Raw genomic sequence first — 22777 nt, 5'->3', positions numbered from 1 at the left:
TCAAATTTTTCGCTGTTCGCCTTAATGACGGGCATTTGCCGCCTTGCGCCACGCGCGCGCTCGCGGCGTTGTGCCCCGACGATGGACCTATACCCACCGCTGCGGATTGGATCGGGGCGAGAGGGCCCGATGTTCGACGTAACCACCCAGCCAGTTCAGATGCAGCGCAGCCATGGCGAAGCCGCCGTGGCCTTCGCGGGCGCGCGTCTGGCCGGTCTGCGCCAGAAGGGCTCGGCCAAGGCGCTTTTGCCGCGCGTACGCGGCGTGCCCGAGGTCGTGTTTTTGAATACCTCGGGCGGGCTGACCTCGGGCGATACGCTGTCTTATGCGCTCGATCTGACGGAAGGCGCCCGCGCCGTTGCCACGACACAGGCGGCCGAGCGCGCCTATCGTGCCGATCAAGGCCCCGCGCGGGTTAGCGTGACGCATGGCGTGGGGGCGGGCGGATGGCTCGACTGGTTACCGCAAGAGACGATCCTGTTCGACCGCTCAAATCTTGACCGTCAGACGGTGATCGAACTGGCCCCGGATGCGGGTTGTCTGATGCTTGAGGCAGTCGTTCTGGGCCGTGCCGCGATGGGTGAGACAGTTGGTCAGATGACCTTCCGCGACCGGCGCGAAATTCGTCGGGCAGGCCAGCACGTGCTGATCGAGCCGCTACTGTTCGACACCGCGACGCTGGCGCGCGCCGGGAACGGGGCGATCCTGGGCGGCGCGCGGGCCTTCGCCACGCTGGTGCTTTGCGCGCCGGGGGCCGAGGACGCGGTCGGCGCCGCGCGGGCCGCACTGAATGAGCCGGGCGTCGAAGGCGCCGCCTCCGGCTATGACGGAAAATGCGTGGTGCGCCTGTTGGCCGCCGATGGCTGGCCGCTGCGCCGCCAGATTTTGAAACTGATGGGCGCGCTGCGTCGGGGTGCCGCCCCGCCGCGCGTCTGGCAACTGTGACAAGAGGGACAAGATGAACCTGACCCCCCGCGAAAAGGACAAGCTGCTGATCAGCCTTGCCGCGATGGTCGCCCGCAACCGACTGGCGCGCGGCGTGAAGCTCAACCATCCCGAGGCGATCGCCATCATCTCGGATTTCGTGGTCGAGGGTGCGCGCGAGGGCCGCTCGGTCGCCGACCTGATGGAGGCCGGCGCGCAGGTCATCACCGCCGAGCAATGCATGGCCGGCATCCCCGAGATGATCCATTCGATCCAGGTTGAGGCCACCTTCCCCGATGGCACCAAGCTTGTGACCGTCCACCACCCGATCCGCTGAGGAGTTCAGACATGAAGAAACTCGCCGCTCTTGCCGCCCTGCTGCCCTCGGCTGCGCTGGCCCATCCCGATCACAGCCACGAAGCGCTGACCCTGCGCCATTTGCTGAGCGAGCCTGACCATGTCGCCATGGTCGTGATCGGCGCGCTGGTCGTCGCTACCGTGGTCTGGCGGCGGATCGCGCGCAACAAGGACCGCGACCAATGATCCCCGGCGAGATTTTCTCGGCCGAGGGCGACATCACCCTGAATGAGGGTGCCGAGGCGATCACGCTGATGGTGGCCAATACGGGCGACCGCCCGGTGCAGGTGGGCTCGCATTACCATTTCGCCGAGACGAACCCGGGCCTCAGCTTTGACCGCGAGGCCGCGCGGGGATACCGACTGGACATCGCCGCCGGCACCGCCGTGCGGTTCGAGCCCGGCCAGAGCCGCGAGGTTCGTCTGGTGCCCTATGGCGGCGCCCGCAAGGTCTTTGGTTTCAACCAGAAAGTGATGGGGGAACTCTGATGCCCGCCACGATCTCTCGTGCGACTTATGCCGACATGTTCGGCCCGACGACCGGCGACAAGCTGCGCCTGGCCGATACCGACCTGATCATCGAGGTCGAGCGTGACCTGACGATTTACGGCGAAGAGGTGAAATTCGGCGGCGGCAAGGTGATCCGCGACGGTATGGGCCAGTCCCAGATCAGCCGTGCGGGCGGGGCGATGGATACCGTCATAACCAACGCGCTGATCGTGGACCACACCGGCATCTACAAGGCCGACGTGGGGCTGCGCGATGGCCGCATCGCCGGGATCGGCAAGGCGGGGAACCCCGACACGCAGCCGGGGGTGACGCTCATCATCGGCCCCTCGACCGAGATCATCGCGGGCGAGGGCAAGATCCTGACCGCGGGCGGCATGGACGCGCATATCCACTTCATCTGTCCGCAGCAGATCGAGGATGCGCTGGCCTCGGGCGTGACCACCATGCTGGGCGGCGGTACCGGCCCCGCGCATGGCACGTTGGCCACCACCTGCACGCCGGGGCCGTGGCATATCTCGCGCATGTTGCAGAGCTTCGAGGCCTTCCCGATGAACCTCGCACTGTCGGGCAAGGGCAATGCCTCGTTGCCCGAGGGGCTGGTCGAGATGGTGAAGGCGGGGGCGTCCTCGCTCAAGCTGCATGAGGACTGGGGTACCACGCCCGGCGCGATCGACTGCTGCCTGAGCGTGGCCGACGATATGGACGTGCAGGTGATGATCCACACCGACACGCTCAACGAATCCGGTTTCGTCGAGAATACGCTGGCCGCCATCAAGGGCCGCACCATCCACGCCTTCCATACCGAGGGGGCGGGCGGCGGGCATGCGCCCGATATTCTCAAGGTGGTCTCGGCGCCGAATGTGATCCCGTCTTCGACCAACCCGACGCGGCCCTATACGCGCAATACGGTGGAAGAGCATCTCGACATGCTGATGGTCTGCCACCACCTCGACAACAAGGTGCCCGAGGACGTGGCCTTCGCCGAAAGTCGCATCCGCAAGGAGACCATCGCGGCCGAGGACATCCTGCATGACATGGGCGCGATGTCGATCATCTCGTCCGACAGTCAGGCCATGGGGCGCGTGGGCGAGGTCATCATCCGTTGCTGGCAGACCGCCGACAAGATGAAGAAGCAGCGCGGTCGTCTGGCCGAGGAAACCGGCGCGAATGACAACATGCGCGTGCGCCGTTACATCGCGAAATACACGATCAACCCTGCGATCTGCCACGGCATCTCGGCCCATATCGGCTCGGTCGAGGTGGGCAAGCGCGCCGATCTCGTGCTGTGGAACCCGGCCTTCTTCGGTGCCAAGCCCGAGATGGTGCTGATGGGCGGCATGATCATCTCGGCGCAGATGGGCGACCCGAACGGTTCGATCCCGGCGCAACCCTTCTATACGCGCAACATGTTCGGCGCCTATGGCAAGGCGCTGACGGCGACGGCGGCGACCTTCGTGTCGGAGGCCGCGCTGGCCGACGGCATCGCGGGCAAGCTGGGGCTTGAGAAAGAGCTGCTGGCCGTCAAGGGCACGCGCGGCATTGGCAAGGCGCAGATGATGCTGAACACCGCGACGCCGAAGATCGACGTTCACCCCGAGACCTACGAGGTGCGCGCCGATGGCGAGCTTCTGACCTGCGAGCCGGCCGAGGTTCTGCCGCTTGCGCAACGCTACTTCCTGTTCTGAGGTTTGACATGACCGATCTTCCCAAGGCGACGCGGGTGGCCGCCAAAGGCCAGTGGCAAGGTGCGGCAGAGCAGGTGGCGCTGGATTACGAGGGGCGCTTCCTGCGCCGCAAGCGGCTGGTGACGGCCTCGGGTGCGGGGTTTCTGGTGGATCTGCCCGAGGTCACGAACCTGACTGGCGGCGAGGCTTTCGTGCTCGAAGATGGCTGCTTCGTCGAGGTGCGCCCGGCGCTGGAGCCCGTGCTGGTCATCACCGGCGATCTGCCGCGTCTGGCCTGGCACATCGGCAACCGCCACACGCCCTGTCAGATCGAGAAAGACCGGCTGGTGATCCGCGCTGACCACGTCCTTGAAGGGATGCTGCGCGGGCTTGGCGCGAGGGTTTCGGCCTCGGTCGAGCCGTTCCAGCCCGAGGGCGGCGCCTATGGCATGGGCCGGACCATGGGGCATGACCACGGGCACGGCCATTCGCATGGGCCGGGCCAGTTCCATGTCCACGCCTGATCCCTTTGCGCTGCTGAGCCTTGTTCAGTGGCTCTCGCCAGCCTTCCCGACCGGGGCCTTCGCCTATAGCCACGGGCTGGAGCATGCGATTGCCGCCGGTGAGGTGCGCGGCGAGGACGGGTTGGCCGAATGGCTGACCGACATTCTGACGCGCGGCGCGGGATGGAATGACGCGGTGCTGCTGGCCTGCACCCTGCGCGGTGAGAATGCCGAGGAACTGTCGGGCATCGCCCGCGCTTTGGCCGGTTCGGCCGAGCGCCTGCGCGAGACCGAAGAGCAGGGCGCGGCCTTCGCCAAGGCGCGCGCCGAGATGACCGGTGGGGTGCCGATAGCTGCACTATTGCCGGTGGCCGTTGGTATGGCCGCGCGCGATCTGGGGCTGGAGCCGCAACAGGTCATTGCACTTTTCCTGCATTCTTTCGCCTCCAACCTCGTTTCGGCGGGGGTCAGATTTATCCCTTTGGGACAATCGGCGGGGCAGCGCGTGCTGGCGGGGTTGCATGGCGTCATCGCCGAGATTGCCACCCGTGCCACCGGCGCTGGTACCGACCGCCTTGCCTCGTCGGCGTTCCGGGCCGAGATTGGGGCGATGGCGCATGAAACTCTGGACGTAAGGATCTTCAAGACATGACGAACGGACCCTTGCGCGTGGGCATTGGCGGCCCGGTGGGTGTAGGCAAGACCACCCTGACCGAGCAGCTTTGCCGCGCGCTGGCCCATCGCTGCTCAATGGCGGTGGTGACGAATGACATCTATACGCGCGAGGATGCCGAGGCGCTGATGCGTGCGCAGGTCCTGCCTGCCGAGCGGATCCGGGGCGTCGAGACTGGGGGCTGCCCGCATACCGCGATCCGCGAGGATGCCTCGATCAACCTCGCGGCCATCGCCGATCTGAACCGGGCCTTTCCCGATCTCGATCTCGTGCTGATCGAGAGCGGGGGCGACAACCTTGCGGCCACCTTCAGCCCGGAACTGGCCGACCTGACGATCTATGTGATCGACACGGCCGCCGGGCAGGACATTCCGCGCAAGCGAGGGCCGGGGGTGACACGCTCAGACCTTCTCGTGGTGAACAAGACCGACCTTGCGCCTTACGTGGGCGTGGATGTGACCCTGCTGGAAAGTGACACCAAAACGGCGCGCGGGCCGCGCCCTTATGTGCTTGCGCAGCTGCGGCAGGGGAAGGGCGTTGCTGAAATCGTGAGCTTTCTGGAGCGCGAAGGGGGGCTCAAACTGGCGGTTTTGAGCGACCATTCGGGATAGATTCGCGACAGATATCTCATTCCTGAGGTCAATAATTGGGCGGTGCCGATGGTGCTGCCCAAATTTTTTGCAAAATCAACCGGGCCGTGCGCGGGTCGGTTATCCAGTGGTCGCCGATGCTTGCTGCTGCGCTGCGGCAAGGGTTCCCTAGGTGCGCGACGCGAGGTCGCACGGAAAAAAGCTGCCACATTCGCCGCCCGTCGCAGGGACAGGGACGCCGAACAGAACGAGGGACAGAAATGACAGGGATCCGCAAATACATGCTCAGCGCCGCAATGGCCACGCTCTTCACGGCGGGCGGCGCGCTGGCCGAGGGCGACACGATCAAGGTGGGCGTGCTGCACTCGCTGACCGGCACCATGGCCATCTCGGAGACGACTCTGAAGGACACCGTCCTGATGATGATCGACGAGCAGAACAAGAAGGGCGGCATCCTGGGCAAGCAGCTTGAGGCCGTCGTGGTTGACCCGGCTTCGGACTGGCCGCTGTTCGCTGAAAAGGCGCGTGAGCTGCTGACCGTGAACGATGTCGACGTGATCTTCGGCTGCTGGACCTCGGTGTCGCGCAAGTCGGTTCTGCCGGTGATCGAGGAACTGAACGGCCTGCTCTTCTACCCGGTCCAGTACGAGGGTGAGGAATCGTCGAAGAACGTGTTCTACACCGGCGCCGCGCCGAACCAGCAGGCGATCCCGGCGGTGGATTACTTCCTCGAAGAGCTTGGCGTCGAGAAGTTCGCGCTGCTCGGCACCGACTACGTCTATCCGCGCACCACGAACAACATCCTCGAGTCCTACCTGCAGCAAAAGGGCATCGCGAAAGAGGATATCTTCGTGAACTACACGCCCTTCGGTCACTCGGACTGGTCGAAGATCGTGGCTGACGTCAAGGCGCTTGGCGCGGACGGCAAGAAGGTCGGCGTGATCTCGACCATCAACGGCGATGCCAACATCGGCTTCTACAAGGAACTCGCCGCTGCCGGTATCTCGGCCGACGATATCCCGGTTGTCGCCTTCTCGGTGGGCGAGGAAGAGCTGTCGGGTCTCGACACCACCAACCTCGTAGGTCACCTGGCGGCCTGGAACTACTTCCAGTCGGCCGAAAGCGCCGCGAACGAGGAATTCGTCAAGGCGTGGAAAGCCACCATGGGCGAAGAGCGCGTGACCAACGACCCGATGGAAGCCACCTATATCGGCTTCAACATGTGGGTGAATGCCGTCGAGCAGGCCGGAACCACCGAGGTTGACGCCGTTTCGGATGCGATGATCGGCCAGAAGTTCCCGAACCTGACCGGTTCCGAGGCCGAGATGCTGCCGAACCACCACCTGACCAAGCCGGTGCTGATCGGCGAGATCAAGGATGACGGCCAGTTCGACATCATCTCGCAGACCGACCCGGTTCCGGGCGATGCCTGGACCGACTTCCTGCCGGAATCGGCCGTGCTGGAATCGGATTGGAAAGATCTCAAGTGCGGGATGTACAACACCGAGACCAAGACCTGCGTCCAGCTGAAATCGAACTACTGATTTCGTGAGACAGGGGAGGGGGTTCGCCCCCTCCCGCCACCGACTTCCCTTGGGGGCAGGAATGCGCACCACCTTACTCGCGCTGACGGCAAGCCTTTGCCTCGCGCTACCCACCTTCGCGCAGGATAGCGCACCCCAAACACCCGTTCCGGTCGAAACTGTCGAGGCCCCCGCGCTGACCGGGTTGGCCGCCGTCTTGGCCGAGAATGCGGATCAGATTGCCAAGCCCTCGCGTCAGACCATCGGCCCCGTGATCGCGGCCATCGGTGCCGCAGGGCCGGGCGCGCCCGCGTTTCTGGAGGCCTGGGCCGACAAGCGCGTGGGCCAGCGCGCCGATGGCGCCTTCTTCCTCATCGAGAAGACCAAGGACGGCTATGCGCTGACCGACCCGGCGACCGGGGCCGATGCGGGCACGGCACCGAAATCCGAGATTTCGGAACTCAAGCCCAACTCGGGCGTGCGCGGTCTGATCGCCTCGGCGCTGGTCGAGTTCCAGTTGAACGACCCCGATCCGGCCAAGCGCCGCGCCGCGCTGGATTCGTTGGCGCGCGATGGCGGGGCCGAGCATATCGAGCCGCTGCGCGCCGCCATCGACAACGAGACCGACCCGGCCATCCGCGCGCAGAAGGAACGCCTCGAGGGGCTTCTGACCATCCGCTACGGCATCTCGACCGAGCGTCGCGTGGCCGCGATTGAGGGCTTCGGCTCGGACCTCGGGCTGGATTTGCGCGGCGCGATCAACCCGCTCTTGGTCACCACCCGCAAGGCGTTCAAGGGCGCGCCCGAGGGTAATATCGCCGAAGAACTGCGCCCTGGCCGCCATATCAACGAAGAAGAGGCCTATGCCATCCTCGTGGCCGAGGGGCTTGCGCCCGCGCGGCTGACCCGCGCGGCCTTGCGCGCGGCGCTTGAGGCCAATGTCGAGAATGGCGCGGTTGCAGGCATCCCGGTCGCGGAACTTGATGACCCCGCGCGGCGCGACGCGGCCTATACCGCGCTTGAGCAGGCCGGAAAGGTGCCCGCGGGCGCGACCGATGACGAGGTTACTGCCGCCGTCGCCGCGCATCGCTACGCCGATCTTTACGCGGAACCCGACGCCGCCGTCACAACCGCCGCCAGAGAGGCGATGAAGGGGATCGAGATGAAGGTGGGCGTCATGCAGGCCGCCGACCTCGGCCTCGATGCGCTGTCTCTCGCCTCGATCTACTTCCTCGCCGCCATCGGCCTTGCCATCACCTTTGGCGTGATGGGCGTGATCAACATGGCGCATGGCGAGTTCATCACAATGGGCGCCTATACCGGCTATGTCGTGCAGCTCTATATCTCGGATTACACGACTTCGATCCTGGTCGCGCTGCCGCTGGCCTTCGCGGTGACCTTTCTTGCAGGCGTGACGATGGAGCGGCTGGTGATCCGTCACCTCTACAAGCGCCCGCTTGAGACGCTGCTGGCCACTTTCGGCATCTCGATCGCGTTGCAGCAGATCTTCAAGAACATCTTCGGCACGCAGGCCCGCCCGCTGACGGCGCCCTCGTGGCTTGACGGGGCCTGGGTGCTCAATGACGTGGTCTCGATCAGCTATATCCGCATCGCGATCTTCGTTCTGGCGCTGGTCTTCCTAGGGATCTTCCTCTTCGTGATGAAGCGCACCCGGCTGGGGCTTGAGGTACGCGCAGTCACGCAAAACCCCTCGATGGCGGCCTCGATGGGGATCAACCCCGACAAGATCAACATGCTGACCTTCGGGCTTGGCTCGGGCATCGCCGGAATTGCGGGCGTCGCCATCGGGCTGTTCGCCAAGGTGACTTCCGAGCTGGGGTCCGACTACATCGTGCAAAGCTTCATGACGGTCGTCGTGGGCGGCGTGGGCAATATCTGGGGTACGCTCGCGGGCGCTACCCTGATCGGCACGCTGCAAAAGGGGATCGAGTGGCTGAACCCGTCGAACACGCTGGCGGCGCAGACCTACATGATCCTGTTCATCATCGTTTTCATCCAGTTCCGGCCGCGCGGGATCATCGCGCTCAAGGGCCGGGCCGCGGGGGATTGAGCCATGAAACCCGGTTTTCTGTCCAAGAACCCCTCGGTTCTGACCTTCATCCTGATCCTTGCGGTCTTCACCCTTGGCGTGACCTTCCTGTCCGAGGCTTATGGCAGCGGCGTCATCTCGACCTCGATGGTCAAGACGCTCGGCAAAACGCTGTGCCTGTGCCTGATCGCCATCGCGATGGACCTGATCTGGGGCTATACGGGCATCCTGAGCCTTGGGCATTTCGCCTTCTTCGGGCTTGGCGGCTACATGGTCGGCATGTGGCTGATGTATGCCCGCACCCGCGAGATCGTGCTCAGCTCGGCCGGGGGCGTGTTGCCGATGACCCCGCAAGAGCTGCAAGACGCCATCGCCACGCAGATCTTCGGCGTGGTTGGGGCAAGCGAATTGCCTGCCGTCTGGAGCCTTGCCGGATCGCTTCCGGCACAGCTGGCGCTGGTGGTGCTGGTGCCGGGGATTCTGGCCTTCGTCTTCGGCTGGCTCGCGTTCAAGTCGCGCGTGACGGGGGTGTATCTGTCGATCCTGACCCAGGCGATGACGCTGGCGCTCTCGCTCTACCTCTTCCAGAACGACAGCGGCTTGCGCGGCAATAACGGCCTTTCGGGTCTGCAAAACATCCCCGGCCTCGATGCCGTGGGGCAGGATGCGCTGTCGGTGTGGTTCCTCTGGGTCTCGGCGCTGGCGCTTGGTCTGGGCTATCTGGTCGCCGCCTTCATCGTATCGGGCAAGTTCGGCTCGGTCATTCGCGGGATCCGCGATGACGAGGCGCGGGTGCGCTTCCTTGGCTACTCGGTCGAGGGCTACAAGCTTTTCGTATTCACCCTGACCGCCGTGATCGCGGCCATCGCGGGTGCGCTTTATTACCCGCAGGCGGGCATCATCAACCCGGCCGAAATGGCCCCGATCGCCTCGATCTACCTCGCGGTCTGGGTGGCGATTGGCGGGCGCGGGCGGCTTTACGGCGCGGTGGTCGGCGCGGCGTTCGTCTCGCTCGTCTCGACCTGGTTCACCGGTGGGCGCGCGCCCGATCTGAACCTTGGCTTCTACACGGTCAAATGGGTCGATTGGTGGTCGGTGCTTCTGGGCCTCAGCTTCGTGCTGGTGACGCTGTTTGCGCCGAAGGGGCTGGCCGGTCTGGTCGATCTTTTCCAAGGCCTGCGCCCGCCCAAGCGCGGCGGCACGCCAATGGGGCCAAGCGACGGATCGCTGCGTGAACAGGAGGCGGTGGAATGAGCCAGCTTCTCGAAGTGTCCGGTATCTCTGTCACTTTCGACGGCTTCCGGGCGATCAACAATCTGAGCTTTTCGATCGCCGAGGCAGAACTGCGCGCGGTGATCGGCCCGAACGGGGCAGGCAAGACGACCTTCATGGATATCGTCACCGGCAAGACCCGCCCAAACGAGGGTCGCGTGCTCTGGGGCGAGCGGTCTGTGAACCTGCTGCGCATGAACGAGGCGCAGATAGCACGGGCAGGCATCGGGCGCAAGTTCCAGCGCCCGACCGTGTTCGAGGATCAGTCTGTGGCCGAGAACCTGATGATGGCGCTCAAGGCCAATCGCAGCCCCTGGAAGGTGCTGTTCTGGCGCGCGGCTGCCCTAGATCACGCACGGGTCGAGGCGCTGGCGACCGAGGTCGGCCTGGGCGATCAGCTTGAGCGCAAGTCAGGTGAGCTGTCGCATGGTCAAAAGCAATGGCTCGAAATCGGCATGTTGCTCGCGCAGGAGCCGCGCCTGCTGCTGGTCGACGAACCCGCTGCGGGCATGACGCTGGCCGAGCGCGAGCAGACAACGGCGCTGCTCGTTGAACTGGCCAAGACCCGCGCGGTCGTGGTGGTCGAGCATGACATGGAATTCGTGCGGCGGCTGAACTGCAAGGTGACCGTGCTGCACGAGGGCTCGGTTCTGGCCGAAGGCTCGCTTGATCACGTCACGGCCAATCCGCAGGTCATCGAAGTTTATCTGGGGCGATAGGAATGCTGCAAACAAAGGGACTGACGCTCCATTACGGCGGCTCGCAAATCCTGCACGGGATCGACATGGAGGCCCGCGCCGGCGAGGTGACCTGCATCATGGGCACGAACGGGGTCGGCAAGACTTCGCTGCTGAAGGCGATTTCGGGCACTCATCCACGCTCAGGTGGCGAGCTGATCCTGGATGGCGAAAGCGTTGCTCGGGTTCCGCCGCAGGCCATGGCCCGTCGTGGCGTGGGCTATGTGCCGCAAGGGAGGATGATCTTCCCGCTCCTGACTGTGCAGGAGAACATGGAGACCGCCTTCGCCTGCCTGCCGCGCGCGGAGCATTTCATCCCCGATGAGATCTACGAGCTGTTCCCGATCCTGAAGGAGTTCCTGCACCGCCGCGGAGGCGACCTGTCGGGCGGCCAGCAACAACAGTTGGCCATCGCACGGGCGATGCTTACCAAGCCGAAACTCCTGTTGCTGGACGAACCGACCGAGGGCATCCAGCCCAACATCATCCAGCAGATCGGTCGGGTAATCAGCTACCTGCGCGAAAAGGGCGATATGGCGATCATCCTGGTCGAGCAGTATTTCGACTTTGCCCATGACCTCGGCGACCGCTTCTACGTGCTCAAACGCGGCGCTGTGGCGATGGAAGGCACGAAGGAAACGCTGACGCGCGACGCCCTGCGCGAGGTGGTCAGCGTCTGAGGGGCTCTGCCCCTCTTCGACTGCGTCGAATTCACCCCGGGATATTTATTGCAAAGCCGAAAGAGCGTGCGCCTTTCGGCTTTGTTCAAATATCCCGGGGGTAAGGGCGTAGCCCGAGGGGGCAGCGCCCCCTTGCGCGGTCAGTTTAGCGTACACCCAGCCCGGCGCGCATCAGCGTCTTGCGGACGGGCTTGAGGCTGTAGAGCGCACCAAGGGCCGCCGCGCGCAGATCGCGGAGCGGGCGGGCCTCGACCATCGAGGCGCGATTAAGCAGGTCGATGCCAATTTCGCGCGCCTTGACCTCGGGCCAGCGGCGGCGATTGTAGGACGCCAGCATGGCAGGCTCGCCGATCTGGGCGGGGTCTTTTTCGCACAGATCGAGCAGGCAGGTGAGATCAGCGAGCGACATGTTCAGCCCCTGCGCACCGATCGGCGGGATGACATGGGCGGCCTCGGCGATGAGTGCCACGCGTTGCGCGGTGAAGCTCGCCGCGATCTGCGTCATCATCGGCCAGACCGAGCGGCGGGTCGCAAGGGTGAGCTGCCCGAGGACGCCGGTTGAGCGCGCGTTCATCGCGGCTTCGAATTCATCTGTGGGGAGGGCGGCGAGGCGTTCGGCCTCGGCGCCGCGTTCCATCCAGACGATGGCCGACGAGGGGCTGCCATCGCGGTCGGGCAGGGGGACGAGGGTGAAAGGGCCGCCGGAGCGGTGGATCTCGGTCGAGACGTTGTTGTGTGGAACCGGGTGGGTGACGGCGAAGGCAAGCGCCTTCTGGCCGTAGCGCGTGGTCTTGACGGGGATGCCCGATGCCTCGCGGATGAACGAGTTGCGCCCGTCGGCGGCGACGACCAGACGCGCGGTGACGCGGGTTCCGTCGGACAGGGTGACCTCGGCCCCGGTTTCGCGGGTGACAAGGCCGGTGGTCGCGACACCAGGGCGGAAATCGACCAGCGGCAGCTCGGCAAGGCGTGCCACCATCTCGCGGCGCAGAAGCCAGTTTGGGAGGTTCCAGCCAAAGGGTTCGTCCGAGATATCCGAGGCGTCGAAATCGCGGGTCAGGCGGGCTTCGGACTCGGCGCCGCCGGCGTCGATGATCCGCATTATCTGAAGGGGGGCTGCGAAGGGGGCCAGTCGCTCCCACAGGCCCGAGCTTTCGAGCACTTTGCGCGACGGATGTAGGAACGCCGTGGTGCGCAGGTCGGCACCGGGGTCGGTCTCAGTCGTGACCGGGCGGGTCGGGTCCACGCAGATCGTGGTGAAACCGGCCGCTCCGAAGGCGGCGGCTGCGGTCAGGCCCGCCACACCGCCCCCGGAAATCAGTACGTCGGTCTGGATCGCTTGCTCGGCCATGGGCATTCTCCGTTTGCGCGCATTCTAGCGGCGGCGCGGCGGAAGACCAGAGGCGAGGGAGGCAATCAGCCGCCCGCGGTCAGCAGCACGAGGAACGCAAGGATCACCCAGCTTGCGACGACAGCGGTCAGGATCAGGCCGCCGAGGCCGAAGACCGCAACCATGGCGCCGGTGATCACGAGGATCAGCAGGGCGAGCAGGTACATGGTCGAAGCTTTGATTTGCTTGTGCTCTTCCGTGGCGTGCGCAAGCTCTGCGCCGAATTCGGCGGTCGTCATGGTCATGGCAATGTCTCCCAAGGGCTGTCTCCCTGACAGCACGGGTCTTCTAGCGGCCACGCGCGCGTGGGTAACCGCGCCATCTTGTCGCAGGTGCAGAAAGTATGCCTCAGTGATGCCGCAGCGCAGCAAGGAAGCGTGGAAGATCCGCGGTATGGTGCTGAATATGCGGTTCATGGGCCGGATCGGGGGCCACATGCACGGTGCGCATCCCCATGGCATGCGGCGCGGCAAGGTTGCGCGGATCGTCTTCGAACATGGCCGCGCGCGCAGGGGTGATTCCCGCCTTGGCAAAGACGGTCTCGAAGGCGCGCTGCTGCGGCTTGGGGTGAAAGTCGGCATGCTCGACCCCGTAGATGCCATCGAACAGGCCCGACAGGCCACGCGCGCCCAGCACCCGCTCGGCATAGGGTGCGCAGCCGTTGGTATAAACGATCTTGCGCCCCGGCAGTGCGGCGATCGCCTCGCGCAGGGCGAAATCCGGGGTCAGGTGATCAAGCGAGATCTCGTGCACATCCGTCAAATAGGGCGTGGGATCGACGTTATGTTCATGCATGAGGCCCGCGAGCGTCGTGCCGTAAAGCTGCCAGTAATGCCGGCGCAGCCGGTCAGCCTCGAGGCGGTCGATGCCAAGCGTGCGCATGACGTAATCGGTCATCCGCACCTCGATCTGCGCGAAAAGCTGCGCCTCGGGCGGGTAGAGCGTGTTGTCGAGGTCGAAGACCCAATCGGTCACATGGGCGAAATCTTGTGCGGGCATGGCGGAAGGCTAGTCCTGCGCCCGGGCAAGTGCAATCGGCACTGCAACTTATTGGCGTCTTGTCACCGCCCGAGCACGCGCCTAATGTTCGCCGCCTCGGGGCAAGGAAAGACCAATGCAGAAAGACGCTTACACGCTGATCCTCGAAGCGATCGACGCCGGGGTGTACCGGCCGGGCGATCGGCTGGTGGAATCGGAACTCGCCGAACGCTTCGGCGTGTCTCGCACCCCCGTGCGTGAGGCGCTGCAACGCCTTGAAACGCAGTCGATGCTGGCGCGCGACGGGCGGTCCTTGATCGTCGCCTCGCTCGATCATAACCAACTTGCCGAGCTTTACGTGGTTCGCGCCGAGCTTGAAGCGCTGGCCGCGCGGTTGGCGGCCAAGCATGCGGCCCCCGAAGAGGTGCGCGTCCTGCAGGACATGGTCGAGGAGGATCGCAAGCATGTCGGCGATCCAGTTGCTCTTTCGCGGGCGAACAAGCGGTTCCATAAGCAGATCCACCTGGCGTCGCATAATCGCTATCTGGTGCAGCAGCTTGATCTCGTGCACCGCTCCATGGCGCTGGTGGCGACCACCTCGCTTGCGGCCGAAGGCCGGGGCGAGACCGCGCTGGCTGAGCATCAGGCGATTGTGGATGCCATCCGCAACGGTGATGAAGATGGCGCGGCGATGGCCTTGCAGGCGCATATCTCGAAAGCCTTCGAGACGCGGCTCAAGCTCGACGCGGCGAACGGGCGCCAGCGGCGCGGTTGACGCGGCCCCGTGTGGCCTGCGGCGCGTCGTAAAGCCCGTGGGCCGTCTTGTCCCAGTAGAACGGCTTGGCGACGACCTCGTAGATCGCCTTCCAACCCGCCAGCGCCCCGAGCGGGAAATAGAAGTGCAGCATCGGCACCCAGGGGATCAGGAATCGATGCTCTCGCCTACGCAGGGCCCAGATGCCGACGACGATATGAATGACCTCGGTCACGGTGAAGGTGACAAAGAGCGCGCGGATCATCGCCGGGCTCATCAGTGCCTCGACCGGGTGCCAGATGCCAAACGGCATCAGCCAAAAGCTCCAGAGCAGCGGGGCCAGCAGGTATTGCGACAGCCCGCCCAGCATCAGTATCTGAATCCCGATGAACCGTTTCGCCCCAAGTTCGCGCCAGAACCGCACAGGGTTGCGCATATGAACGGCCCAGGTCATCGCATAGCCCTTGAGCCAGCGTGAGCGTTGCCGGATCCAGGGCAGGGCGCGGCAGTTCGCCTCTTCATGCGTGACGGTGGGGATGACCTCGGTGCGGTAGCCGTGCCGCGCGAGGCGTAGCCCCAGATCCGCATCCTCGGTCACGTTATGCGCGTCCCAGCCGCCAAGCTCCTCAAGGATCTCGCGGCGAAAGAACAGGGTGGTCCCGCCAAGCGGAATAACCAGCCCCAACCGCCCGAGACCCGGCAGCATCGCCCGAAACCAGGCCGCATACTCGATGGTGAAACAGCGCGACAGCCAGTTGGTGCGCGGGTTGTAGTAATCGAGCATCCCCTGAAGGCAGGCGAGTTTCGGATCGGCCACGGCGAAATGTGCCGCCACCAAGCGCAGCTGCGCCGGGTCGGGCATGTCCTCGGCGTCATAGACTCCGATGATCGAGCCTCGGCACAGCGTCAGCGCATAGTTCAGGGCGCGCGGCTTGGTCTTGATCGGCCCCTCGGGCACCGAGACGATCCGCATCCAATGCGGCAGGGGCGTTTGCGTCAGCGCGGCCTGCGTCATGCGATCGGCTTCCTCGACGACCAGAACGATATCGAGCCGTTCGCGCGGGTAGTCGAGCCGTTCAAGCCGGGCGATTAGCCGGGGCGCGATATCGGTTTCATGAAACAGCGGCACCATGACCGAGATTGTCGGTAGCTTCGCGACGGGAACACGGGGCGGGGCTGGCCGTGCCTGCGCCCTCATCTCGGCTAGCCAGGAGATCAGTTTGAGGCCCACGGTTGCGATCAGGGTCAGGATCGTCCAGCCGAAGAGGGCCGCGTAAACGATGGGGGGCGCCAGCCAGAGGCCGATCGCCAATGCGACAAGGACGCCAAGAGCCGCGCGGCTGACGCGCCCCCCAGCCAGGGAACGGCAGCTTTCGTGGGGGGCGACGCAGGTCTCGGCCCGGCGGATCAGCGCGGTGCGGCGGCAGGCGAAAATGGCGGCGTCGAGCGCGGATGGTGCGGCAAGCACCATCCGGCAGGGGCCGAGAAGGGCCGAGAGACGCTCGGCGACCCGCGCGAATTCCTCGGGGCGCGCGGTTGCAACGAGGGTGACGCCCGCGATGCGCCGCCAGGGCAGGATGCGATCTTTCAGGCAATGCTCGGCCCCGAGAGCGTCGATCAGGCGCGGGTCCGGGGGCTGCGCGGCAAGGTCAACGACGGATAGGCTGAATAGCTCGGCCTGCGCGGCGATCAGTTGAGTCTCGGTGACCCATCCATGCGCCAGAAGCACTTCGGCGAGCGGAAGATCATGCCGCTTGCGAATTTCGAGCGCGCGCAGCAGGTCCGGCGGCTGAACCGCCCCCTGTTTCAGCAGGACTTGCCCCAAAGAGGGCGGAGGCGGGTGCGTTTCGATCGGAACGACAGGCGGGGTGGCCTGATCCGAAACGAAAGCAACCTGAAGTTGTGTCATTGAGGTGATGCCGCCTATAGTGGCCGCGCGGGGCCTGGGTCGAGCATTCCCAAAGAGGGTTAATAAGTCGTTAACTCAAAAGAAAAGCCCCCTCCGGCGCGGGCCGAAGGGGGCTTTTCGTGGTGTAACTGCAATCAGGCGCTGCGGCGGGCGCGCATGGCCTCGGCGAAGCGGTCGAACAGGTAGTAGCTGTCCTGCGGGCCGGGGCTGGCCTCGGGGTGATACTGCACCGAGAACACCGGGCGATCCTTCATCGCGATGCCGCAGTTCGACCCGTCGAAGAGTGAGATATGCGTCTCGGTCACGCCTGCGGGCAGGGTCTGCGCATCGACTGCGAAACCGTGGTTCATCGAGGTGATCTCGACCTTACCGGTGGTGAGGTCTTTCACCGGGTGGTTCGCGCCATGGTGCCCGTGGTTCATCTTGATGGTCTTGGCGCCAAGCGCCAGCGCCAGCATCTGGTGGCCAAGGCAGATGCCGAAAACCGGCAGGTCTTTTTCCAACACGCCTTGGATCATCGGCACGGCATAGGCGCCGGTCGCCGCCGGGTCGCCCGGGCCGTTCGAAAGGAACACGCCATCGGGATTGAGCGCGAGCACGTCCTCGGCGGTCGCGGTCGCGGGCAGAACGGTCACATCGCACCCCGCCGAGGCGAGGCAGCGCAGGATGTTGCGCTTGGCGCCGTAATCCACGGCCACGACCTTGAGGCCCGGCTCGGTCCGCTTGGAATAGCCCTCGGGCCAGGCCCAACGCTTTTCATCCCAGCGATAGCTTTGCGCGCAGGTGACGTCCTTGGCGAGATCAAGACCGACAAGGCCCTTCCAGTCGCGCGCCTTCTTGACCAGCGCCTCGATGTCGAACTCGCCATTCGGGTTGTGCGCCAGCGCCACATGCGGAGCGCCTTGCTGACGGATCGCGCGGGTCAGTCGGCGGGTGTCGATGCCACCCACGCCGATGCGGCCGCGCTTGACCAGCCAATGCACGAGGTCTTCTGAGGAGCGCCAGTTCGACGGCTCGGTCGGGTCCCATTTGACCACGAGGCCCGCGGCGACCGGATCGGTCGTCTCGTCATCCTCGGCGTTCACGCCGACGTTGCCGACATGCGGGAAGGTGAAGGTGACGACCTGACCGGCATAGGACGGGTCGGTCATGATCTCCTGGTAGCCGGTCATGGCGGTGTTGAACACCAGCTCGGCCACGGTCTCGCCCACGGCGCCGAAGCCCTTGCCGTAGAACAACTGCCCATCTGCCAGCGCGATCAGCGCGGTGGGTTTTTCCGATGACTGGTGGCTTGCAGGCATGGTGCGACTCCCCGGGGCAAAATCTGCTGGAACCTACGGGGGGAGGGCGTCGGGGTCAAGGGGGTAAGGATTATTCCTGTTGCGTAATGAATTCAACAAGTTAGCAAGATTGCGCCCGGCTGCGCTTGCGGTTATTCTGGCGCCCTTGGTTCTGACACGAGGACGACCCTATGGACATGCGCGAGCGAATTGCCACGGCGCTCAAGGATGCGATGAAGATGAAAGAGCAGGAGCGGCTTTCGACGCTGCGCCTGATCAATGCGGCCATCAAGGATCGCGAGATCGCGCTGCGCGGGACCGGCGACGGGGGCTCGGTCGGCGATGCAGAGGTGCTGGCGATCCTGGGCAAGATGGTCAAGCAGCGCCAGGAGTCCGCGCGCGCCTTCGAAGAGGGTGGGCGGCTGGAACTGGCCGAGAAGGAAATGGGCGAAGCCCGCGTCATCGAGGAATTCCTGCCGCGCCAGCTTGAGGCAGAGGAAGTCTCGGAAGCCATCGACAAGGCCATCGCCAAGGTCGGCGCCAGCTCGATCCGCGACATGGGCCGGGTGATGGGCGAGCTGAAGGCGAAATACACCGGCCAGATGGATTTCGGCGCCGTCGGGCCGATGGTGAAAGACAAGCTCGGCTGAGGGTGTTTCGGCCTGTGCAGAACCCATGCACAGGGCATGCAGAAACCACGCATATGAGCAAAGGGGGCCACGGCCCCCTTTTTCATGCCTGCAACCCGGGACGCCGCTTGCGGGCCCATGGAAAATTCGCCGGGAATCGGCTATGATTTCGCGCGTCGGTCGCCTCCGTAGGGAGGGCGAGACGCGAGCGACGTTCCTGTGAGTTGGAGAATTGACGGTGCTGCCGGTTGGCGCGCCTGTTTTTGCGCATCCATGACAGCGTTGTTGCCCGATCTCGGTGCGGGGCGATCCGGCGAGGATTTCGTATTCACTCTGAAAGGGAGGGTAATCATGGGAGTACGATCCGTTTTTGTTACCTTGCCTGCCATCGGGATGCTGGCAGGCGAGGCCTTGGCGCAGAGCGCCGAAGAGATGATCGCGAGCGCGGAATCCGCCGCACCTGCGGCGGTGTCTTCGGCGGCGACGGTGTTTGCGATCGACGAGACTGGCCAGATGAAGACTCTGCGTGATGGCACCAATGGTTGGTGGTGCATGCCGGATTCTCCGGCAACCCCCGGCCCAGATCCGATGTGCGGCGATGCCAATGCGATGGAATGGGCGATGGCCTGGATCGGCAAGACCGAGCCGCCGAAGGGCAAGGTTGGATTCATGTACATGCTTGAGGGGGGGACGGACGCCAGCAACACCGACCCCTATGCGACAGCGCCCGCGGACGGGAACAGCTGGATATCGACCGGCCCGCACGTGATGATCATGAACGCGACCGAATTGATGACGGGCTACCCGACGAATGCAACGCCGGATACCGGCGCGCCATATGTGATGTGGGCAGACACGCCCTATGCGCATCTGATGATACCGGTGCAGTAGATGACGCGGCGCGAGGCGTAAGGGCGCCGCGCGGAGCCTATCGCAGGGCCGCCAACCTTGCGCGCAGCTCCGTCGCCAGCGCCTCGCGCTCTTCTGCGCTGAGGAAGCGCCCGAGTTCCACCTCGCGCCCAGCTCCGCGCAGGGTCAGATAGCTTGGCACGGGCCCGCCCAAAGGGTGCAGCTGAAGCTGGACCCAGTAGGGTTCGGCCTCCCACTGAAGCGGTTCGCTTCCTCGGGGGCGATGGGTCAGCGTGATGCGCTCGGCACTCAGCGTCATTTCCTCGAGCACCTCGCCCGAGCGGTAAGAGCGCGCCAGCGCGAACCACATCGCCCAGATCGTGGCCAGCAGGAAGGGCAGCAGCGCCCAGAGGATCATCGAGCCCAGAACAGCCAGCAGTGGCACGGCAAGGAACGCGGCGGTCGCGCCGATGAAGGCAACGAAGCCGCGCTTGGGCAGCGACCGATAGGGCCAGAGCCTCAGCCTGACCATTCCGGCCTCATCTTCGGACCATCTGTAGGGCATCGCCTCCCTCGTTCGCGCAAGTCGCAGCCTAAGGGCGCGCGGGGGCAGGGCGCAAGCCTTGGCTGGAAACCATGCCGCATCCCGCGAAGGGGCGCGCGGCGCTACCCTGTGGCAAACGGAGGAGGATTTGCATGAGCAGTTCGATGGGGCTGAGAGTGGCCGGCGGCGTCGCGCTGGTCTTCGGCGCGCTGACGCTGTTTTCCGGCGGGGCGGCACTGTTTGGCGGCAAGGACATGGGGGCGGTTGTGCACTTCGTGCTGTGGTTCAACTTCCTTGCGGGCTTTGCCTATATGGTTGCGGGCTGGGGGCTATGGGCGGGGCGGCGCTATGCCCGGCCGCTGTCGCTGGCGGTGTTTCTGGCAAGCCTAGGGGTGGGTGCGGCGCTGGCGTTTCACATCGCGGGTGGCGGCGCCTATGAGATGCGCACGCTGGGCGCGATGAGCCTGCGCATCCTGATCTGGGCGGTGCTTGCGCTGGTTGCGCTCCGGGTGTTGCCGAGGGGCTGAATGCAAACGGCCCCGGATCGCTCCGGGGCCGTCTTTCATTCTGTTCGTGCCTTAGTGGGCGTGCGAGTGATCCCAGTCCTCACGCTTCGGCAGCTGCTCGAACGTGTGCTCGGGCGGCGGCGAGGGCAGGGTCCATTCCAGCGTGTCCGCGTACTCGTTCCAGTAGTTGTTCTCGGTCACGCGCGCACCGCGGGTGAGGGTGTAGAACACGATGCCGATGAAGAACAGGAACGAGGCGAACGAGATGAAAGCGCCGATCGATGAGATCTTGTTCCAGTAGGCGAAGGCCTCCGGATAGTCGATGTAGCGGCGCGGCATCCCCTGACGGCCCAGGAAGTGCTGCGGGAAGAAGATGAGGTTCGAACCGATGAACATCATCCAGAAGTGCACTTTGCCCGCCCATTCCGGATACTGACGGCCCGACATCTTGCCGATCCAGAAGTAGACCCCGGCGAAGATCCCGAAGACTGCGCCAAGCGACATCACGTAGTGGAAGTGCGCCACGACGTAGTAGGTGTCGTGATAGACGCGGTCGAGCGGAGCCTGGCTGAGCACCACGCCGGTCACGCCGCCCACGGTGAACAGGAAGAGGAAGCCGAAGGCCCAGAGCATCGGCGTCTTGAACTCGATCGAGCCGCCCCACATCGTTGCGATCCAGGAGAAGACCTTGACGCCCGTGGGCACCGCGATGACCATCGTGGCCAGCATGAAGTAGCTTTGCTGCTGGAGCGACATGCCCACGGTGTACATGTGGTGCGCCCAGACGACGAAGCCCAGAACCCCGATCGCGACCATCGCGTAGACCATCGGCAGGTAGCCGAAGATCGGCTTGCGCGCGAAGGTGGCGATGACGTGGCTGATGATGCCGAAGCCCGGCAGGATGATGATGTAGACCTCGGGGTGACCGAAGAACCACAGGATGTGCTGATAGAGGATCGGGTCACCGCCGCCTTCCGGGTGGAAGAAGGTCGTGCCGAAGTTACGGTCCATCAGCAGCATGGTGATCGCGCCCGCCAGAACCGGCAGCGACAGCAGGATCAGCCACGAGGTGACGAAGATCGACCAGCCGAACAGCGGCACCTTGTGCATGGTCATGCCGGGGGCACGCATGTTCAGGAAGGTGGTGATCATGTTGATCGCACCGAGGATCGACGAGGCGCCCGAGACGTGGACCGCGAAGATCGCGAGGTCCATCGAATAGCCGGCCTCATTGGTCGAAAGCGGCGGGTAAAGCACCCAGCCCACGCCCGAGCCCGACTGCCCGTTGCCGCCCGGCGCCAGCAGCGAGGCCACGCCAAGCGCCACACCGACAACATAGAGCCAGTAGCTGAGGTTGTTGAGGCGCGGGAAGGCCATGTCCGGCGCACCGATGTGCAGCGGCATGAAATAGTTGCCGAAACCGCCGAACAACGCGGGGATGACGACGAAGAACATCATCAGCACGCCGTGATAGGTGATCATCACGTTCCACAGATGTCCGTTCGGGGTGCATTCCGCATCCGAAGCGATGAAGCGTGCGCCCTCGGCACACATGTATTGCACGCCCGGCTCCATCAGCTCCATCCGCATGTAAACGGTGAAGATCACCGAGATGAGGCCGACGACCCCCGCGGTGAAGAGATAGAGAATCCCGATATCCTTGTGATTGGTCGACATGAACCAACGGGTAAAGAACCCGCGAGTGTCATGGTCGCCGTGGCCGTGAACGGCTGCGTCCGCCATAGTGATCTCCCTTTTCGCACAGCCCGATATCTCCCGTTCACGGGCCGCATCGGCGCAGGGTAATGGGCAAATTGTCGCTCAGCAATCACAGATGCGCGCAAACTGCGAAAAAATGTCGCGGCACTGCGGCATGCGGAAAAAGAAAGGCCCGGCCAGAGGTTGCTCCGACCGGGCCTGTTCCTGCGGGGCAGGAAATTACTGGGCGACCGAAGCCAGGTAGGCCGCGACGTCTTCGCCGCCCTTGGCCAGCTTGAAGGTCATCTTCGACTTGCCTTCGCCGCCATGGGTGTCGATGAACTTGGTCGGATCGACGACGTATTCGGCGATCAGGGCTTCGTCCCAGACCAGGCCGTTCTCGGCGGCTTTCATGATGCCGTCGCCGTATTTGAAGCCTTCAACCGAGGCAGCCGCGCGGCCCACGACGCCGTAGAGGTTCGGGCCGACCTTGCCGCCCTTGACGATCTCGGTGCCATCGGGCGCAACGATCATGTGGCAGGATTTGCACTTGCCAAAGGTCTTCTCGCCGACGGCTGCGTCACCGGCAAAGGAGGGCGTGGCAAGGGCCACAGCGGCGAGGGTGGCGTAAAGGCTGATCTTCATCGCTTCTTCCTTAAATAACTGATCTTGGCCCGGCGATTCCGGGAGGGCGGTTACGCCGCATAAAGGGCGTTGCCCCCTCTTACCACGGGGCAAAAGGTCGCGTCAGCAACATT

The 22777-nt window shown here is 64.6% G+C and carries 25 protein-coding genes; 17 read left to right on the top strand and 8 right to left on the bottom strand.

Annotated elements, in window-relative coordinates; all coding sequences use genetic code 11:
* Positions 1-129 precede the first annotated feature (129 nt).
* The 13 genes from LZA78_RS04045 (at position 130) to urtE (ending at position 11482) form a co-directional block, all read left to right on the top strand.
* Positions 130-945, top strand: a complete 816-nt coding sequence (locus LZA78_RS04045; RefSeq protein ID WP_438811052.1) for an urease accessory protein UreD — start codon at positions 130-132, stop codon at positions 943-945.
* Positions 946-958: 13 nt separating this feature from the next.
* Positions 959-1261: an urease subunit gamma gene (locus tag LZA78_RS04040; RefSeq protein WP_233675658.1), complete on the top strand. Its 303-nt coding sequence runs from the start codon at positions 959-961 to the stop codon at positions 1259-1261.
* Positions 1262-1272: 11 nt separating this feature from the next.
* Complete coding sequence (locus tag LZA78_RS04035; RefSeq protein WP_233675657.1) at positions 1273-1467, top strand: hypothetical protein; 195 nt, start codon at positions 1273-1275, stop codon at positions 1465-1467.
* Entirely contained in the window at positions 1464-1769 is a 306-nt protein-coding gene (locus tag LZA78_RS04030) for an urease subunit beta (protein WP_233675656.1), read from the top strand. Before LZA78_RS04035 ends, LZA78_RS04030 begins: the two co-directional genes overlap by 4 nt.
* Entirely contained in the window at positions 1769-3475 is a 1707-nt protein-coding gene (gene ureC / locus LZA78_RS04025; protein ID WP_233675655.1) for an urease subunit alpha, read from the top strand. The genes LZA78_RS04030 and ureC overlap by 1 nt, the downstream gene beginning before the upstream one ends.
* An 8-nt stretch (positions 3476-3483) precedes the next feature.
* Positions 3484-3978, top strand: a complete 495-nt coding sequence (locus LZA78_RS04020) for an urease accessory protein UreE (protein WP_233675654.1) — start codon at positions 3484-3486, stop codon at positions 3976-3978.
* Entirely contained in the window at positions 3965-4609 is a 645-nt protein-coding gene (locus LZA78_RS04015; RefSeq protein WP_233675653.1) for an urease accessory protein UreF, read from the top strand. Before LZA78_RS04020 ends, LZA78_RS04015 begins: the two co-directional genes overlap by 14 nt.
* A complete protein-coding gene (gene ureG, locus LZA78_RS04010) occupies positions 4606-5241 on the top strand; it encodes an urease accessory protein UreG (protein ID WP_233675652.1) in 636 nt (211 codons plus the stop codon). Before LZA78_RS04015 ends, ureG begins: the two co-directional genes overlap by 4 nt.
* 260 nt (positions 5242-5501) lie before the next feature.
* The gene (gene urtA, locus LZA78_RS04005; protein WP_438811055.1) at positions 5502-6764 is read left to right on the top strand and encodes an urea ABC transporter substrate-binding protein; all 1263 of its coding nucleotides are present in this window, start codon (positions 5502-5504) and stop codon (positions 6762-6764) included.
* A gap of 61 nt (positions 6765-6825) precedes the next feature.
* On the top strand, positions 6826-8814 hold the full coding sequence (urtB, locus tag LZA78_RS04000; protein WP_233675651.1) for an urea ABC transporter permease subunit UrtB: 1989 nt from the start codon (positions 6826-6828) through the stop codon (positions 8812-8814).
* Between the two features lie 3 nt (positions 8815-8817).
* A complete protein-coding gene (gene urtC / locus LZA78_RS03995; protein ID WP_233675650.1) occupies positions 8818-10047 on the top strand; it encodes an urea ABC transporter permease subunit UrtC in 1230 nt (409 codons plus the stop codon).
* Positions 10044-10784 carry an urea ABC transporter ATP-binding protein UrtD gene (urtD, locus tag LZA78_RS03990; RefSeq protein ID WP_233675649.1) on the top strand — a complete coding sequence of 247 codons (741 nt, stop codon included), beginning with the start codon at positions 10044-10046 and terminating at the stop codon, positions 10782-10784. The genes urtC and urtD overlap by 4 nt, the downstream gene beginning before the upstream one ends.
* Positions 10785-10786: 2 nt before the next feature.
* Positions 10787-11482 (top strand): urea ABC transporter ATP-binding subunit UrtE, encoded by a 696-nt coding sequence (urtE, locus tag LZA78_RS03985; RefSeq protein ID WP_233675648.1) that lies wholly within the window; start codon positions 10787-10789, stop codon positions 11480-11482.
* A gap of 145 nt (positions 11483-11627) precedes the next feature.
* On the opposite strand, the gene LZA78_RS03980 is transcribed toward urtE, so the two are convergent.
* The 3 genes from LZA78_RS03980 to LZA78_RS03970 form a co-directional block, all read right to left on the bottom strand.
* A complete protein-coding gene (locus LZA78_RS03980) occupies positions 11628-12833 on the bottom strand; it encodes a UbiH/UbiF family hydroxylase (RefSeq protein WP_233675647.1) in 1206 nt (401 codons plus the stop codon).
* 65 nt (positions 12834-12898) lie between these two features.
* Positions 12899-13117, bottom strand: a complete 219-nt coding sequence (locus LZA78_RS03975) for a hypothetical protein (RefSeq protein WP_233675646.1) — start codon at positions 13115-13117, stop codon at positions 12899-12901.
* Between the two features lie 103 nt (positions 13118-13220).
* The gene (locus LZA78_RS03970) at positions 13221-13871 is read right to left on the bottom strand and encodes a pyrimidine 5'-nucleotidase (protein ID WP_233675645.1); all 651 of its coding nucleotides are present in this window, start codon (positions 13869-13871) and stop codon (positions 13221-13223) included.
* Between the two features lie 115 nt (positions 13872-13986).
* Here LZA78_RS03970 and LZA78_RS03965 point away from each other — a divergent pair, with 115 nt between their 5' ends.
* A complete protein-coding gene (locus tag LZA78_RS03965; protein WP_233675644.1) occupies positions 13987-14625 on the top strand; it encodes a GntR family transcriptional regulator in 639 nt (212 codons plus the stop codon).
* On the opposite strand, the gene LZA78_RS03960 is transcribed toward LZA78_RS03965, so the two are convergent.
* The gene (locus LZA78_RS03960) at positions 14585-16513 is read right to left on the bottom strand and encodes a glycosyltransferase (RefSeq protein WP_233675643.1); all 1929 of its coding nucleotides are present in this window, start codon (positions 16511-16513) and stop codon (positions 14585-14587) included. The two genes, LZA78_RS03965 and LZA78_RS03960, sit on opposite strands and share 41 nt — an antisense overlap.
* A 134-nt stretch (positions 16514-16647) precedes the next feature.
* Positions 16648-17814, bottom strand: a complete 1167-nt coding sequence (gene carA, locus LZA78_RS03955) for a glutamine-hydrolyzing carbamoyl-phosphate synthase small subunit (RefSeq protein WP_233675642.1) — start codon at positions 17812-17814, stop codon at positions 16648-16650.
* Positions 17815-17984: 170 nt separating this feature from the next.
* Here carA and LZA78_RS03950 point away from each other — a divergent pair, with 170 nt between their 5' ends.
* Both LZA78_RS03950 and LZA78_RS03945 read left to right on the top strand, forming a co-directional pair.
* Entirely contained in the window at positions 17985-18443 is a 459-nt protein-coding gene (locus LZA78_RS03950; protein WP_233675641.1) for a GatB/YqeY domain-containing protein, read from the top strand.
* Positions 18444-18695: 252 nt separating this feature from the next.
* Positions 18696-19313 (top strand): hypothetical protein, encoded by a 618-nt coding sequence (locus LZA78_RS03945; RefSeq protein WP_233675640.1) that lies wholly within the window; start codon positions 18696-18698, stop codon positions 19311-19313.
* 37 nt (positions 19314-19350) lie between these two features.
* On the opposite strand, the gene LZA78_RS03940 is transcribed toward LZA78_RS03945, so the two are convergent.
* Entirely contained in the window at positions 19351-19836 is a 486-nt protein-coding gene (locus LZA78_RS03940) for a DUF2244 domain-containing protein (RefSeq protein WP_233675639.1), read from the bottom strand.
* A 131-nt stretch (positions 19837-19967) separates the two neighbouring features.
* Here LZA78_RS03940 and LZA78_RS03935 point away from each other — a divergent pair, with 131 nt between their 5' ends.
* Positions 19968-20342 (top strand): hypothetical protein, encoded by a 375-nt coding sequence (locus LZA78_RS03935; RefSeq protein WP_233675638.1) that lies wholly within the window; start codon positions 19968-19970, stop codon positions 20340-20342.
* 51 nt (positions 20343-20393) lie between these two features.
* Here the strand turns inward: LZA78_RS03935 and ctaD are convergent, their stop codons facing one another.
* Positions 20394-22064 (bottom strand): cytochrome c oxidase subunit I, encoded by a 1671-nt coding sequence (gene ctaD / locus LZA78_RS03930; RefSeq protein WP_233675637.1) that lies wholly within the window; start codon positions 22062-22064, stop codon positions 20394-20396.
* Between the two features lie 195 nt (positions 22065-22259).
* Entirely contained in the window at positions 22260-22664 is a 405-nt protein-coding gene (locus LZA78_RS03925; protein ID WP_233675636.1) for a c-type cytochrome, read from the bottom strand.
* Positions 22665-22777 lie beyond the last annotated feature (113 nt).

This window comes from Rhodobacter flavimaris (assembly GCF_021378075.1).
GTDB classification, from domain to species: domain Bacteria; phylum Pseudomonadota; class Alphaproteobacteria; order Rhodobacterales; family Rhodobacteraceae; genus Rhodobacter; species Rhodobacter flavimaris.
The sequence above is the reverse complement of the archived record's forward strand: the minus strand, read 5'-3'. Positions and strand labels throughout refer to the sequence as shown.

Coding starts and splice junctions, on each gene's coding strand:
- LZA78_RS04045 (WP_438811052.1), top strand. CDS start 130: ATGTTCGACGTAACCACCCAGCCAGTTCAGATGCAGCGCAGCCATGGC.
- LZA78_RS04040 (WP_233675658.1), top strand. CDS start 959: ATGAACCTGACCCCCCGCGAAAAGGACAAGCTGCTGATCAGCCTTGCC.
- LZA78_RS04035 (WP_233675657.1), top strand. CDS start 1,273: ATGAAGAAACTCGCCGCTCTTGCCGCCCTGCTGCCCTCGGCTGCGCTG.
- LZA78_RS04030 (WP_233675656.1), top strand. CDS start 1,464: ATGATCCCCGGCGAGATTTTCTCGGCCGAGGGCGACATCACCCTGAAT.
- ureC (WP_233675655.1), top strand. CDS start 1,769: ATGCCCGCCACGATCTCTCGTGCGACTTATGCCGACATGTTCGGCCCG.
- LZA78_RS04020 (WP_233675654.1), top strand. CDS start 3,484: ATGACCGATCTTCCCAAGGCGACGCGGGTGGCCGCCAAAGGCCAGTGG.
- LZA78_RS04015 (WP_233675653.1), top strand. CDS start 3,965: ATGTCCACGCCTGATCCCTTTGCGCTGCTGAGCCTTGTTCAGTGGCTC.
- ureG (WP_233675652.1), top strand. CDS start 4,606: ATGACGAACGGACCCTTGCGCGTGGGCATTGGCGGCCCGGTGGGTGTA.
- urtA (WP_438811055.1), top strand. CDS start 5,502: ATGCTCAGCGCCGCAATGGCCACGCTCTTCACGGCGGGCGGCGCGCTG.
- urtB (WP_233675651.1), top strand. CDS start 6,826: ATGCGCACCACCTTACTCGCGCTGACGGCAAGCCTTTGCCTCGCGCTA.
- urtC (WP_233675650.1), top strand. CDS start 8,818: ATGAAACCCGGTTTTCTGTCCAAGAACCCCTCGGTTCTGACCTTCATC.
- urtD (WP_233675649.1), top strand. CDS start 10,044: ATGAGCCAGCTTCTCGAAGTGTCCGGTATCTCTGTCACTTTCGACGGC.
- urtE (WP_233675648.1), top strand. CDS start 10,787: ATGCTGCAAACAAAGGGACTGACGCTCCATTACGGCGGCTCGCAAATC.
- LZA78_RS03980 (WP_233675647.1), bottom strand. CDS start 12,833: ATGGCCGAGCAAGCGATCCAGACCGACGTACTGATTTCCGGGGGCGGT.
- LZA78_RS03975 (WP_233675646.1), bottom strand. CDS start 13,117: ATGACCATGACGACCGCCGAATTCGGCGCAGAGCTTGCGCACGCCACG.
- LZA78_RS03970 (WP_233675645.1), bottom strand. CDS start 13,871: ATGCCCGCACAAGATTTCGCCCATGTGACCGATTGGGTCTTCGACCTC.
- LZA78_RS03965 (WP_233675644.1), top strand. CDS start 13,987: ATGCAGAAAGACGCTTACACGCTGATCCTCGAAGCGATCGACGCCGGG.
- LZA78_RS03960 (WP_233675643.1), bottom strand. CDS start 16,513: ATGACACAACTTCAGGTTGCTTTCGTTTCGGATCAGGCCACCCCGCCT.
- carA (WP_233675642.1), bottom strand. CDS start 17,814: ATGCCTGCAAGCCACCAGTCATCGGAAAAACCCACCGCGCTGATCGCG.
- LZA78_RS03950 (WP_233675641.1), top strand. CDS start 17,985: ATGGACATGCGCGAGCGAATTGCCACGGCGCTCAAGGATGCGATGAAG.
- LZA78_RS03945 (WP_233675640.1), top strand. CDS start 18,696: ATGACAGCGTTGTTGCCCGATCTCGGTGCGGGGCGATCCGGCGAGGAT.
- LZA78_RS03940 (WP_233675639.1), bottom strand. CDS start 19,836: ATGCCCTACAGATGGTCCGAAGATGAGGCCGGAATGGTCAGGCTGAGG.
- LZA78_RS03935 (WP_233675638.1), top strand. CDS start 19,968: ATGAGCAGTTCGATGGGGCTGAGAGTGGCCGGCGGCGTCGCGCTGGTC.
- ctaD (WP_233675637.1), bottom strand. CDS start 22,064: ATGGCGGACGCAGCCGTTCACGGCCACGGCGACCATGACACTCGCGGG.
- LZA78_RS03925 (WP_233675636.1), bottom strand. CDS start 22,664: ATGAAGATCAGCCTTTACGCCACCCTCGCCGCTGTGGCCCTTGCCACG.